This is a genomic window from Xanthomonas floridensis (assembly GCF_001642575.1).
Taxonomy (GTDB): domain Bacteria; phylum Pseudomonadota; class Gammaproteobacteria; order Xanthomonadales; family Xanthomonadaceae; genus Xanthomonas; species Xanthomonas floridensis.
Window position 1 is genome coordinate 22,442 of the sequence record NZ_LXNG01000018.1, and the last position, 13,487, is coordinate 35,928.

The window sequence follows — 13,487 nt, forward strand, 5'->3', positions numbered from 1 at the left end:
CCATGCATTGCGACGTTCTCTGGCACAACGCGCAACTGATGACCCTGGACGCCGCCGATGGTGGCCTGGGCGTCGTGGACGACGGCGTGGTTGCCAGCCAGGACGGCCGCATCGTCTATGCCGGCCCGGCCGCGCAGGCGCCGGTATTGACCGCCGGCATCGCGCACGATTGCCAGCGGCGCTGGATCAGCCCGGGCCTGATCGATTGCCATACCCACCTGGTCTACGCCGGCAATCGCGCCAACGAGTTCGAACAACGCCTGCGTGGCGCCAGCTATGCGCAGATTGCTGCGGCCGGTGGCGGCATCGTGGCAACGGTGCGCGCCACTCGCGCTGCCGACGACGCGGCGCTGCTTGCTGCCAGCCTGCCGCGCCTGGATGCGCTGCTCGCCGAAGGCGTGACCACGCTGGAGATCAAATCCGGCTATGGGCTCACCCTGGAAGACGAGACCAAGCAGCTGCGCGTGGCACGCCAGCTCGCCAGCTTGCGCCGGGTCGAGGTGGTGCCCACCTTTCTGGGCGCGCATGCGGTGCCGCCGGGAAGCGATGCACAGGCGTATATCGATGTGGTCTGCACGCAGATGATTCCCGCCGTGGCCGCGCAAGGGCTGGCCGAGGCAGTGGATGTGTTCTGCGAGCATCTGGCGTTTTCGACCACGCAGGCCGAACAGGTATTCGTCGCCGCGCAGGCGCACGGCCTGCAGGTCAAGATCCATGCCGAGCAATTGAGCAACCAGCACGGCGCAGCGCTGGCCGCGCGCCATGGCGCCTTGTCGGCCGACCATATCGAATACCTGGACCAGGCCGGCATCGAGGTAATGTCCGCCGCCGGCACGGTCGCGGTGCTGTTGCCGGGCGCGTTCTACTTCACCCGCGATACGCAACTGCCGCCGATCGCCGCGCTGCGTGCGGCCGGCGTTCCGCTGGCCTTGGCCACCGACTGCAACCCGGGAACCTCACCGCTCACCAGCCCGCTGCTGGCAATGAACATGGCAGCCACCTTGTTCCGCATGACCGTGGACGAATGCATCGCCGGGTTCACCCGCGAAGCGGCGCGCGCGCTCGGCCGCGCTGCGCGGCTGGGACGGCTGCGCACCGGCTTGGACTGCGACCTGGCGATCTGGGACATCGAGGCGCCGGCCGACCTGGTGTATCGCATGGGCTTCAACCCGCTGCATGCCCGCGTCTGGCGCGGGCATCTGACCTGATTATCTCTGGAGTTGTCATGAGTGCTTCTGTTGTTCTGCAACCCGGCGCTGTCACGCTTGCACAGTGGCGTGCGCTGTATCGCGGCGCCGAGGCGGCGCTGGATCCGGCCTGCGCGGCGGCGGTCTTGCGCAGTGCGCAGACGGTGGAAGCGATCGTCGCGCGCGGCGAGCCGGTCTACGGCGTCAACACTGGCTTCGGCAAGCTGGCCAGCGTGCGCATCGAGCGCGACGACCTGGCCACCCTGCAACGCAATATCGTGCTGTCGCATGCCGCCGGCGTCGGCGAGCCTACGCCGGTGCCGGTGGTACGGCTGATGATGGCACTCAAGCTCACCAGCCTGGCCCAGGGTGCCTCGGGGGTGCAGCCGGACACCCTGGCCCTGCTCGAGGCGATGCTGCGCGCCGGGGTCACCCCGGTGGTGCCATGCCAGGGCTCGGTTGGGGCATCCGGCGATCTGGCGCCGCTGTCGCATCTTGCGGCGGTGATGATCGGCGTTGGCGAAGCCTTCGTCGATGGACAACGGCTGCCGGCGGCCAACGCCTTGGCGCAGGCGCAGCTGCAACCGCGCGTGCTCGGCGCCAAGGAAGGGCTGGCGTTGCTCAACGGCACCCAGTTCTCCACCGCCTGCGCACTGGCCGGTCTATTCGAGATCGAAACCGTGTTGCAGGCGGCACTGGTCACCGGGGCCTTGTCGGTGGAAGCAGCCAAGGGTTCGGATACGCCGTTCGATGCGCGCATCCATGCCCTGCGCGGGCAGCCAGGGCAGATCGCCACCGCGACCGCGCTGCGCGCCCTGATGGCCGACTCGGCGATCCGCGAGTCGCACCGGCTTGGCGATGTGCGCGTGCAGGACCCGTATTGCCTGCGTTGCCAGCCGCAGGTGATGGGCGCGGCGCTGGACATCATGCGGCAGGCCGCGCGCACCCTGGAAATCGAAGCCAATGGCGTCTCCGATAATCCGCTGGTCTTCAGCGACACCGGCGAAGCCTTGTCTGGCGGCAACTTCCATGCCGAGCCGGTGGCGTTTGCCGCCGACATGCTGGCTATGGCGGTCTGCGAGATCGGCTCGATCAGCGAGCGCCGTACCGCGATGCTGGTGGACCCGGCCTTGTCCGGATTGCCGGCGTTTCTCACCCCGCGCCCGGGCTTGAACTCGGGCTTCATGATTCCGCAGGTCACCGCTGCGGCATTGGTGTCGGAAAACAAGCAGCGCGCCTATCCGGCCAGCGTCGATTCGATTCCCACCTCTGCCAACCAGGAAGATCACGTGTCGATGGCCGCGCATGGCGCGCGCCGCCTGCTGGCGATGGCAGAGAACGCCGCGCACGTGATCGGCATCGAGCTGCTGGCCGCCGTGCAGGGCTGCGACTTCCACGCGCCGCTGCGCTCCAGCGCCGCGCTGGAAGCCGCACGTGCCCTGCTGCGCGCACAGGTGCCGACGCTGCAGGACGACCGCTACTTCCACCCGGACATGCTGGCTGCCAGCGCACTGGTGCGTTCCGGCGCATTGGCCGACGCAGTGGCGATCGCCTTGCCGGGCGTGGAGCAGCATGCATGATGCGGCGATCTGCAGACGGCCTGCGCAGCGCGTTCGCCTCCCGCCATGCACTGCCTGGTATCGCCCCTCTGGCGGATGCCGTACATCCCGGCACTGCGGGTGCAAGGGTCGCGCGGCGCGATGACCACCCCCCCGCACATCACCGGCACGCATCGCGCGCCGCTACGCAGGCAACCGGAGTCCAGCCATGAGCACCCTGCCCGACTGGCTGGAAATTCATCAAGGGCAGGCGCCCCTGCTGATCAGCTTCCCGCACACCGGCACCGAGCTGCCCGATCACGTGGCCGACCGTTTCGTGTCGCCGTGGCTGGCGCGGCGCGATGCGGATTGGTGGGTGCATTACCTGTACGACTTCGCCCAGTCGCTGGGTGCCACGACGGTGCGCACCGCGATCTCGCGCTCGGTCATCGACGTCAATCGCGACCCCAGCGGCGCATCGCTGTACCCCGGCCAGAACACCACCGGCCTGTGCCCGCTGACCACCTTCGACGACCAGCCGCTGTATGCCGACGGCCTGGCGCCGGACCAGGCGCAGATCGATCAGCGCCGCGCGCGTTGGTTCGACCCGTATCACGCGGCGCTTGCCGAAGAAATTGCGCGCTTGCGCCAGCTGCATTCCAGGATCGTGGTATACGACGCGCACTCGATCCGCTCGGTGATCCCGCATCTGTTCGACGGCGAGCTGCCGCAGTTCAACATCGGCAGTAACGATGACCGCAGCTGCGACCCGGTGCTGGTCGACGCCGTAGAACAGCTCTGCCGCAGCAGCGGCTCCAGCACGGTGCGCAACGGGCGCTTCAAGGGCGGCTGGATCACCCGCCACTACGCGCAACCCGAGCACGGCGTGCACACGCTGCAGATGGAGCTGGCCTGCCGTGGCTACATGCGCGAGCCGGACACCATCACCCCGGACAACTGGCCCACGCCGTGGCAGCCGGTGCACGCGGCCGCATTGCGCGCAGTGCTGCGGCATGTACTGCTGGCCTGCCTGCAGTTTGCCAATGTGCCCTCACCCAATGCCGCGCCGCCCGCGGCCCACCGTTGATTGCAAGGAACCCGGCATGACCCGTCACGATGCAACCCGCGTCATCCGCGCCGCCACCGGCAGCACGCTCACCGCCAAGAGCTGGCTGACCGAAGCGCCGTTGCGCATGCTGATGAACAACCTGGACCCGGACGTGGCCGAGCGCCCGCAGGAACTGGTGGTCTACGGTGGCATCGGCCGCGCCGCGCGCGATTGGGACTCCTTCGATGCGATCGTCGCCGCACTTACCCGCCTGGACGACGACCAGACCTTGCTGGTGCAATCGGGCAAGCCGGTCGGCGTGTTCCGCACCCATGCCGACGCCCCGCGCGTACTGATTGCCAATTCCAACCTGGTGCCGCGCTGGGCCAACTGGGACCACTTCAACGAACTGGATAAAAAGGGCCTGGCGATGTACGGCCAGATGACGGCCGGCAGCTGGATCTACATCGGTGCGCAAGGCATCGTGCAAGGCACCTACGAAACCTTCGTGGAGATGGGCCGCCAGCATTACGGCGGCAGCCTGGCCGGCAAGTGGCTGTTCACCGGCGGGCTTGGCGGCATGGGTGGGGCGCAGCCGCTGGCTGCGGTGATGGCCGGCGCGTCCTGCCTGGCGGTGGAATGCCGCCGTTCCAGCATCGACATGCGCCTGCGCACCGGCTATCTGGATACCTGGACCGATTCGCTGGACGAGGCGCTGCGCCTGATCGAGGAGTCATGCACGGCGAAGAAGCCACTCTCGGTCGGCCTGCTCGGCAATGTCGCCGACGTGCTGGACGAACTGCTGCTGCGCGGGATCAAACCGGACCTGCTGACCGACCAGACCTCCGCACACGATCCGGTCAACGGCTACCTGCCGCAGGGCTGGAGCGTGGACGAATGGGACGACAAGCGCGTCAGCGTGCCCAAGGAAGTGGAAGCCGCCGCACGCGAAACAATGGCCAACCATATCCGCGCGATGCTCACCTTCCACGCACTCGGCGTGCCCACCGTGGATTACGGCAACAACCTGCGCCAGATGGCATTGGAGCAAGGCGTGTCCGACGCGTTCGACTTCCCCGGCTTCGTGCCCGCCTACATCCGCCCGCTGTTCTGCCGCGGCATCGGCCCGTTCCGCTGGGTGGCGCTGAGCGGAGATCCGGAAGACATCGCCAGGACCGATGCCAAGGTCAAGGAATTGATTCCCGACGATGCGCATCTGCACCGCTGGCTGGACATGGCCGCCGAGAAAATCGCCTTCCAGGGCCTGCCGGCGCGGATCTGCTGGGTCGGCCTGGGCGATCGCCACCGGCTGGGTCTGGCCTTTAACGCCATGGTCCGCAGCGGCGAGCTGAAGGCGCCGGTGGTGATCGGCCGCGACCATCTGGATTCCGGCAGCGTGGCCTCGCCCAATCGCGAAACCGAAGCCATGGCCGACGGCTCCGACGCGGTGTCTGACTGGCCGTTGCTCAATGCCCTGCTCAATACCGCGTCGGGCGCAACCTGGGTGTCGCTGCATCACGGCGGAGGCGTCGGCATGGGCTTCTCGCAGCATGCCGGCATGGTCATCGTCTGCGACGGCAGCGAGGCCGCCGACCGACGCATCGAACGCGTGCTATGGAACGACCCCGCGACCGGCGTGATGCGACACGCCGATGCCGGTTATGCCATTGCAACCGATTGCGCTCGCGAGCAGGGCCTGGACTTACCTGCCATCCTGTCCTGACGTTCTTACTTTCGCTGATGCGGCGGGAGCGGATAACGGCTGCGGGCGCTGCTACACACTGCAGCGTCCGAGCGTCCTCGTCGCATTCGACGGCAGCCGCCGTTTTAAACGATTGCATCGTGCGCATGGTCGCCACTGAATCGCCGCACACAGGCGCGGATTTACTTCGCTGATGCAGTGACGCCGATGCAGCGCTTCACTGCGCTGCATCGTGCCGCACACATCAGCTCGCTATGCATTCGTTGACTGCAGGTATGCGGGCGAGCTGGACGCAGAGTGATCCTGATCACGGCTCGCATTATCGGCGCGCACGGCGATGACGCGGATTCTGCCGATCGAGTAAGCTTGCGACGAGTCAGGCAACCGGGGGGAGCGCCTGGCCCTGCTGATTTGGCAACGCACGCAAACAACATCGCGCCCTCAGCAGGCGCGGGGTTTTTCGTATGGATCACACTGAGAGCCCCCACTCATGCAGCAGGAACAGCGCATCGATTCGTTGACCGGCATTCGCGGTCTTGCTGCTTTGCTTGTCGTCTACGCGCATCTGGCGGAAGAAAAATTCTTCACCGATACCCACCTGTTTCCCGGTGAAATGGGCGTTATGGTGTTCTTTACCCTGAGCGGGTTTCTGATGGCCTTTCTCTACGGAGAAAAAGACCCCAATTACCCTTCGGTGGCGCGCTACGCCATCTCCAGGTTCTCGCGCATTGCGCCGGCCTACCTGACCGTCGTGCTGGCATCCTATGTGATCTACAACCTGGTCGATCCGCAGTTCGTCTACGCCATCAGCCACGACAACCTGCTACGCCATCTGCTGTTCTCCGGCAATGTGTCCGCACTGTGGAGCATTCCGCCGGAAGTGCAGTTCTATGTGATCTTCGTGGGCATCTGGTTTGCGCTGCGTGCCTTCCGCACCAGCAGCAATGTCACCTTGATGGTGGCGGTGCTCGGCACCGTCCTGATGCTCATCGCCTACAGGGCACAGCTGCCCGGCACCTTTATCGGCTCCAAGATCCATTATTTCCTGGCCGGCGTGGTGTTCGGGCTGGTGCGCACCCGGGTTGGCGCCAGCGTCAACATGACTACCCTGGCGGTACTACAGGCTGGCGTCATCTGGCTGCTGCTTGCGGTCATCCTGGGCATTATCGATGTCGATCTCGGTTCCAAGCGCGAGCTTTACCTCACGCTGGAGACAGCCGGCTTCGCCGGCATCTTCGTGTTCCTGTTCTCCTTCGACACCGGGCTGAGCAAGCGTCTGCTCGGCAACCGCTTGATGATGCTCAGCGGCGAATGCAGTTTCTCGATGTATCTGCTCAATATTCCGATCATCTACGCCGCCCTGGTGGTCATGGATGGCCTGCCGCCAAGGCCAACCCTGGCCTTGCCGATCATCGCGATCACCATCGTGGCCGCCTGGACGATGTACCGCCTGATCGAACTGCCGGGAAATACCGTGCTACGCCGGCTCGGGACGTGGCTGTTGCTGCGTCCGCGCAGCGCGCCTGTCGTGCCGGTGGCCGCGATCAGTCCCGCCCCGCTGGCAACGGAACCGACGCCAGGCACCACTCGACTGCCCTGAAGCGACTGTATGCGTGCGGGATGGCGTCCTGACGCGCGTCCCCACGTGCGGCTTCCACGGTTCACGTCGATTGCCCTCAAGAACGTTGCTGCCAGGCCGACAAGGTATGCAACGTTTCGAGGAATCTCCCATGGGCATCCTGATCTACCTGGTGCCTGCATTCGCACTCTGGGCCCTGATCGCCACCGCGCTGGCCTTTGTGCGCGGTCGGCAACTGCGTGCCGAGTCCGGGCAGTTGGCCAGCACCCAGGACAGCCTGGGCCGCTACCAGGCGGCCCTGTCGCAGCTGAAGGCACGCGCGGCCGCCAGCGCACTGGAGCTGGAATCGCTGCAGCGCAGCTACACCGTGCTCAAGCAGTCGTTGGAACAGCAGGAGCAGACCGCCGCCCAGCACGAAGACCCGGCCGCCAGCCAGGTCATCCCGGTAGTCATGGTGCAGCGGCTGGATATCGCCAACGAGATCGGCACGCTGTTCGCGCATGTCGCGCGCGTGGCGCGCAGCCTGCGCCGCTACAGCGCCTATAGCCGTGGCCACAGCGCGCCGGAGCCCAGTACTGCGCGGTACGACCTGCATTGGCTGGCGGACTGCCTGCACAGCTTCGACCAGATCGGCCACGCACTGCTGCGCGGCAATATCGCTGCACTGATCACGGCCTGCCAGGATCTGCTGTCGATGTACGACCACTATTTGAAGGACGGCTCCGGCTATAACAGCCGCGATACCTTCCAGCGGCTGAGCAGCGATGTGCCGCTGTCGGAAGCCACCGACGCCATCCGCTCGATCATCGTCAAGGCGACGCTGGCGCAGGATGTGCAGGACGCGGTGCAGGACGATGCGGTGGCGGCGGCCAGCACGGGCTGAATCGGGAATCGGGAATCGGGAATCGGGAATCGGGAATCGTAAGAGCGTGTGTGCCGCTAACTGTGCAGTCAACGCGTGCGCTTGGATGGGGGGCCTTCAAGCCGCGCTTCGCTGGCGCAACAAAAACGCGCCGTTATCGGCGCGTTTTTGTTTGTGCGTCCAGCACTAATGTTGCGGTAAGGCATAGGCGATCAACGCGTCGCCTGCCGGGGTTTCCATGAAGTGGTGGCCGCCGGCCATGATCACCAGGTACTCGCGGCCGCCATAGGAATACACCATCGGGTTGGCCTGCCCGCCGGCCGGCAGCTTGGCATGCCAGAGCTCCTTGCCGGTGGCCAGGTCGATGGCACGAATCAGGTCGTCGGTGGCTGCGGCGATGAAGATCAGCCCGCCCGCAGTGACTACCGAACCACCGTTGTTGGGCGTGCCGATCTCGATCGGCAGGCCGGAGCGGATGCCGAACGGGCCATTGCCACGCGCACTGCCGAACGGGCGATCCCACAACGTCTTGCCGCTGGCCAGGTCGATGGCGCGGATGCCGCCATACGGCGGTTCCTTGCACAACAGCTTGGTAAACGGCAGTCGCCAGCCGGCGTTGACGTTGATCGCATACGGCGTGCCGGCCTGCGGATCGCCCGCGCCTTCTGCACCACCGGCATCGCTGCGCACCTGGTCGCGCGGTGCCCAGCCCAGCTTGTCGGCCTTGGCGCGTGGAACCAACAGGTTGTAGTTCGGCATGTCGTTGTAATTGGCCACGACCACGCCGCGCTGCGGGTCCACCGCCACGCTGCCCCAGTCCGAACCACCGTTGTAACCGGGGTATTCGATCGAATGCCGGTCCGCTTCTGGCGGCGTGTAGATGCCCTTGTAGCTGGCGGCGCGGAACTGGATACGGCACACCAATTGGTCGATCGGGGTCATGCCCCACATATCGCGCTCGGTCAGATCCGGCTTGCGCAGCGTGTGATACAGCGAAAACGGCTGGGTCTTTGCGCGCATCTGCGGCTCGACCCCACCAGCGGGCACCGCACGTTCTTCCACGCCAACCAGCGGCTTGCCGGTGCGTCGATCCAGCACATACAACTCACCCTGCTTGCTCGGCAGCAAGACCGCCGGCACGTTGACGCCATCCTTCGGGAAGTCGATCAGGCTCGGCTGCGACCCCAGGTCGTAATCCCAGGCATCGATATGGGTGGTCTGGAAATTCCACACCGGTTTGCCGATAGTGACATCCAGCGCCACCAGCGAGGTGGCGTAACGATTCTCCTGCGGCGTACGCGAGCTGCTCCAGTAATCGGCGGTGGAGTTGCCCATCGGCAGGTACACATAGCCCAGCTGCTCGTCCGCAGCGGCGGTGGTCCACATATTGGGCGTACCACGCGTCCAGGTCTGTCCCGGCGGCGGTGCGCCATTCCAGTCCGGGTGGGTCATGTCCCAGGCCCAGCGCAGTTTGCCGGTGATCGCGTCGAAACCTTCGATCACACCGGAGGGTTCGTAGCGCTTCTGACCATCGAGCACCTGATGGCCAGTGACCACCACGCCGCGCACGATGGCCGGCGGCGAATTGATCGACACGTAGCCCGGCGGGGTCTCGCCCATACCCGCGGTGATATCGACCTGGCCATTGCTGCCGAAGTCCGGGCACAGTTGACCGCTACGTGCATCCAGCGCAATCAGGCGCCCATCCAGCGTGCCTTCGATCACGCGCGTGCGGCACAACGCCGAAGCGGCGGTTGCGGCCACCGCCGGCACCTCGTAATACGACACGCCACGGCACGCGGCGGTATATGGAATCGCCTCGTCCTTGACCCTGGGGTCGTAGCGCCAGCGCTGCTTGCCGCTGGACGCATCCAGCGCGATTACCTGGTTGCGCGCAGTACACAGGTACAGGCTGTCGCCTACCTTCAACGGGGTGGTTTCCGCGCCCCAGCGCTTGCTAGGCAGATCACCGGTGTGGAAGACCCACGCTTGCTCCAGCTGTGCGACGTTGTCGCGGTTGATCTGTTGCAGCGGCGAATAGCGCTGGCCTGCCTGGCTACGCCCGTATGCGGCCCAATCGCCATCGGCGGGCGCGTTGGCCGGTTGCACATCGTGTGCGGCAGACGCTGCCGGCGCACTGCGATTGACCAGGCCACCGACCATCCCTGCAGCATGCGTCAACGCGCCATCAGCCTCGGTCACGCCGTGCGGCATGAACGCAAGCGCGAACGCGACCACAAACACGGCCGCCAGCACACCCGCCACGCTGCGCGACACCGCGCGCGATACCGGGCGTTGCAGCTTGGGCAGCAGCAGCGCAAGCACCAACGCCAGGCCAACGATCAGGCCCAGGCGCGGCACCCAACGCCAGTAATCGCTGCCGGACTCCCACCAGGTCCACAGCAGCGAGCCAGCCACCACGGCCGCAAACCACCACGCGCCCGCGTTGCGGCCACGGAACAGCAACACGCCTGAAATCAGCATCGCCGCACCCGCCGGTGCGTAATACCAGGAGCCACCCAGCGCGGCCAACCACACGCCACCGGACAGCAACACCGCGCCCAGCACGGCAATCACGCCTCCCAGGATCGCAAGCGCCCAATGGCCGCGACCGGAAGGACGATCCACATTCGTCATCAGTTGTTCCTCTTCGACTCAGCGGCAACGCAACGCCGCCGCACCGCCACTTACCTTCGACCTGCAACGGTGAAAACACCGCGTTTTTCGAGGGGATTGCGCTTAAACACTGCGTTGCACATGTCATCGCCTGCAATAAACCAAGCGCACAACAAAAACGCCTGCAATAAAAAACGCCGGCTTTGCCGGCGTTTTTTGTTCAACTGCAGCGATGGCGCTACCCGATCATTCTTCGGTTGCCGGTGGCAGCGCCACCGACTCTGCGGTTGCACTCGCTTCTTCTGCCACGTCGTCCACTTCATCCAGCGATGCGTCCAGGCGTTCCACCGCCTGCAGCTTCTCGCCCTTGGACAGCCGGATCAGCGTCACGCCCTGGGTATTGCGACCCACGCGCGAGATTTCCGAACCGCGCGTGCGCACCAGGGTGCCGCCATCGGAGATCAGCAACACTTCGTCGGTGGCGCCGAGCAGCACCGCACGCACCAGCTTGCCGTTGCGCTCGGTGGTCTGGATACCGATCACGCCCTGGGTACCACGCCCCTTGCGCGGGTACTCGGCCAGCGGCGTGCGCTTGCCATAGCCGTTCTCGGTGGCGGTGAGGATGTAGGCCACGTTGCCGTCGTCGGCGACCTCGATCACGGCAGACTCGCCGCCATCGGCGGCTTCCACCACGTCATCGACCTCGTCGCCTTCAATCTCGTCTTCGACACCTCCCGCACGCTCGGCCACGATCAGGCTGACCACCTCCTCGCCCTTGGTCAGACGGATACCGCGCACGCCGGTGGCGGTACGGCCCATCGAACGCACGGTGGACTCGCCAAAGCGCACGGTCTTGCCGTTGGAGGCGAACAACAACACGTCGCGATCGCCATCGGTCAGCGCAACGCCGACCAACGCATCGCCATCGTCGAGATTGATCGCGATCTTGCCGCGCGCCAGACGGAAGGCGAACTCGCTCAGCGGAGTCTTCTTGACCGTGCCGTTGCGTGTTGCGAAGAACACGTAGCGGTTGTCGGCGTATTCGCGCACCGGCAGCACCGCCTGCACACGCTCGCCGGATTCCAGCGGAATCCAGTTGATGATCGGGCGGCCGCGCGCATTGGAGCCGGCCTCCGGCAATTGATGCACCGGCAGCCAGAACACCTTGCCGCTGCTGGTGAAGGTCAGCAGCGTGTCGTGCGTGTTGACCAGCCACAGCTGGTCGATGAAATCCTCTTCCTTGGTCGCTGCGGCAGAACGCCCACGGCCGCCACGCCGCTGCGCGCGATACGCGCTCACCGGCTGACGTTTGGCATAGCCGGCGTGTGACAGCGTCACCACCACGTCTTCCGGCGCGATCAGATCCAGGATGTCCAGGTCTTCTTCACTGTGACGGATCTCGGTGCGACGCGCATCGCCGTACTCTTCGCGCACGTTGATCAGCTCGTCGCGGATCACCTGCAGCAGCACGTCCGGATTTTCCAGGATGCGGATCAGGCCCTGGATGACTTCGAGCAACTGCCTGTACTCGTCGGTCAGCTTTTCCTGCTCCAAGCCGGTCAGGCGATGCAGACGCATTTCCAGGATCTGCGAGGCCTGCACTTCGCTGAGCTGATAGAACCCATTGGCCAGACCCACGCCCGGCGCCAGGTCTTCCGGCTTGGACGCTTCGGCACCGGCGGCACCCAGCAACGCACCGACCAGACCCGGTTCCCAGGTCTTGGCCAGCATGCGCTCGCGCGCTTCCTGCGGGTTGGCCGAGGTCTTGATCAACTCGATCATTTCATCGATGTTGGCCAGCGCAACGGTCAGGCCTTCCAGCACGTGCGCACGCGCACGCGCCTTGCGCAGTTCGTAAATGGTGCGGCGGGTGACCACCTCGCGCCGGTGGCGGATGAACGCCTCCAGCATCTGCTTGAGGTTCATCAACTGCGGGCGGCCATCGATCAGCGCCACCATGTTGATGCCGAACACCGACTCCATCTGGGTCTGCTGGTACAGGTTGTTGAGCACAACCTCGGCCGACTCGCCACGCTTGATTTCGATGTAGATGCGCATGCCGTCCTTGTCGGACTCATCGCGCAGCTCGCTGATGCCTTCGAGCTTCTTTTCCTTGACCAGCTCGGCGATCTTTTCGATCAGCCGCGCCTTGTTGACCTGGTACGGGATCTCGGTGACGACGATCGCCTCGCGGCCGTTGTCGGCCACTTCCACATCGGCCTTGGCCCGGATGCGCACGCGGCCACGGCCGGTGCGATAACCGGCGGCAATGCCGGCGGTACCGTTGATGATGCCGGCGGTGGGGAAATCCGGGCCCGGGATGTATTCCATCAGGCCGTCGACGTCCAGCTCGGGCGTATCGATCAGCGCGATGCAGGCGTTGATCGCCTCGCTCAGATTGTGCGGCGGGATGTTGGTGGCCATGCCCACCGCGATACCGGCCGAGCCGTTGACCAGCAGGCTCGGGAACCGCGTCGGCATGACCGTCGGTTCCAGTTCCTTTTCATCGTAATTGGGCTGGAAATCGACGGTTTCCTTGTCGATATCGGCCATCAGCTCATGCGCCAGCCGCGACATGCGCGACTCGGTGTAACGCATCGCCGCGGCAGAGTCGCCGTCGACCGAACCGAAGTTACCCTGGCCGTCCACCATCATGTAGCGCAGCGAGAACGGCTGCGCCATGCGCACCAGCGTGTCGTACACCGACTGGTCGCCGTGCGGGTGGTATTTACCGATGACGTCGCCGACGATACGCGCCGACTTGAAGTAGGCCTTGTTGCTGTGGGCGCCCAGCTCATGCATCGCGAACAACACGCGGCGGTGCACAGGCTTGAGGCCATCACGGGCATCGGGGAGTGCGCGGCCCACGATCACGCTCATCGCGTAATCGAGATAGCTCTTGCGCATCTCGTCTTCCAGGTTGACCTGGATGATTTCCTTGGCGGTTTCTGCCAT

Annotated in this window: 8 protein-coding genes; 6 read left to right on the plus strand and 2 right to left on the minus strand. The window is 65.4% G+C overall.

The genetic code is table 11. From position 1 onward, the window contains the following. Positions 1-2 precede the first annotated feature (2 nt). The 6 genes from hutI to A7D17_RS23655 all read left to right on the plus strand — a co-directional run bounded on the left by hutI (position 3) and on the right by A7D17_RS23655 (position 7,937). The gene (hutI, locus tag A7D17_RS11525; protein WP_064509206.1) at positions 3-1,208 is read left to right on the plus strand and encodes an imidazolonepropionase; all 1,206 of its coding nucleotides are present in this window, start codon (positions 3-5) and stop codon (positions 1,206-1,208) included. 17 nt (positions 1,209-1,225) lie between these two features. After that, entirely contained in the window at positions 1,226-2,767 is a 1,542-nt protein-coding gene (hutH, locus tag A7D17_RS11530) for a histidine ammonia-lyase (RefSeq protein WP_064509207.1), read from the plus strand. Between the two features lie 187 nt (positions 2,768-2,954). After that, entirely contained in the window at positions 2,955-3,812 is an 858-nt protein-coding gene (gene hutG, locus A7D17_RS11535) for an N-formylglutamate deformylase (protein ID WP_064509208.1), read from the plus strand. Between the two features lie 16 nt (positions 3,813-3,828). Continuing rightward, complete coding sequence (gene hutU, locus A7D17_RS11540; protein ID WP_064509273.1) at positions 3,829-5,496, plus strand: urocanate hydratase; 1,668 nt, start codon at positions 3,829-3,831, stop codon at positions 5,494-5,496. A 469-nt stretch (positions 5,497-5,965) separates the two neighbouring features. Continuing rightward, positions 5,966-7,075 (plus strand): acyltransferase family protein, encoded by a 1,110-nt coding sequence (locus A7D17_RS11545; RefSeq protein ID WP_064509209.1) that lies wholly within the window; start codon positions 5,966-5,968, stop codon positions 7,073-7,075. 130 nt (positions 7,076-7,205) lie between these two features. Then, complete coding sequence (locus A7D17_RS23655; protein ID WP_064509210.1) at positions 7,206-7,937, plus strand: hypothetical protein; 732 nt, start codon at positions 7,206-7,208, stop codon at positions 7,935-7,937. 165 nt (positions 7,938-8,102) lie between these two features. On the opposite strand, the gene A7D17_RS11555 is transcribed toward A7D17_RS23655, so the two are convergent. Next, positions 8,103-10,553, minus strand: coding sequence for a membrane-bound PQQ-dependent dehydrogenase, glucose/quinate/shikimate family (locus A7D17_RS11555; RefSeq protein WP_064509211.1), 2,451 nt, complete (start codon positions 10,551-10,553; stop codon positions 8,103-8,105). Between the two features lie 225 nt (positions 10,554-10,778). Then, on the minus strand, positions 10,779-13,487 hold the full coding sequence (gene gyrA, locus A7D17_RS11560) for a DNA gyrase subunit A (protein ID WP_064509212.1): 2,709 nt from the start codon (positions 13,485-13,487) through the stop codon (positions 10,779-10,781).

Bases quoted from the DNA above. Each gene is read 5' to 3' on its own strand.
- hutG (WP_064509208.1), top strand. From the start codon at position 2,955: ATGAGCACCCTGCCCGACTGGCTGGAAATTCATCAAGGGCAGGCGCCC.
- A7D17_RS11545 (WP_064509209.1), top strand. From the start codon at position 5,966: ATGCAGCAGGAACAGCGCATCGATTCGTTGACCGGCATTCGCGGTCTT.
- A7D17_RS23655 (WP_064509210.1), top strand. From the start codon at position 7,206: ATGGGCATCCTGATCTACCTGGTGCCTGCATTCGCACTCTGGGCCCTG.
- hutI (WP_064509206.1), top strand. From the start codon at position 3: ATGCATTGCGACGTTCTCTGGCACAACGCGCAACTGATGACCCTGGAC.
- hutU (WP_064509273.1), top strand. From the start codon at position 3,829: ATGACCCGTCACGATGCAACCCGCGTCATCCGCGCCGCCACCGGCAGC.
- A7D17_RS11555 (WP_064509211.1), bottom strand. From the start codon at position 10,553: ATGACGAATGTGGATCGTCCTTCCGGTCGCGGCCATTGGGCGCTTGCG.
- hutH (WP_064509207.1), top strand. From the start codon at position 1,226: ATGAGTGCTTCTGTTGTTCTGCAACCCGGCGCTGTCACGCTTGCACAG.
- gyrA (WP_064509212.1), bottom strand. From the start codon at position 13,487: ATGGCAGAAACCGCCAAGGAAATCATCCAGGTCAACCTGGAAGACGAG.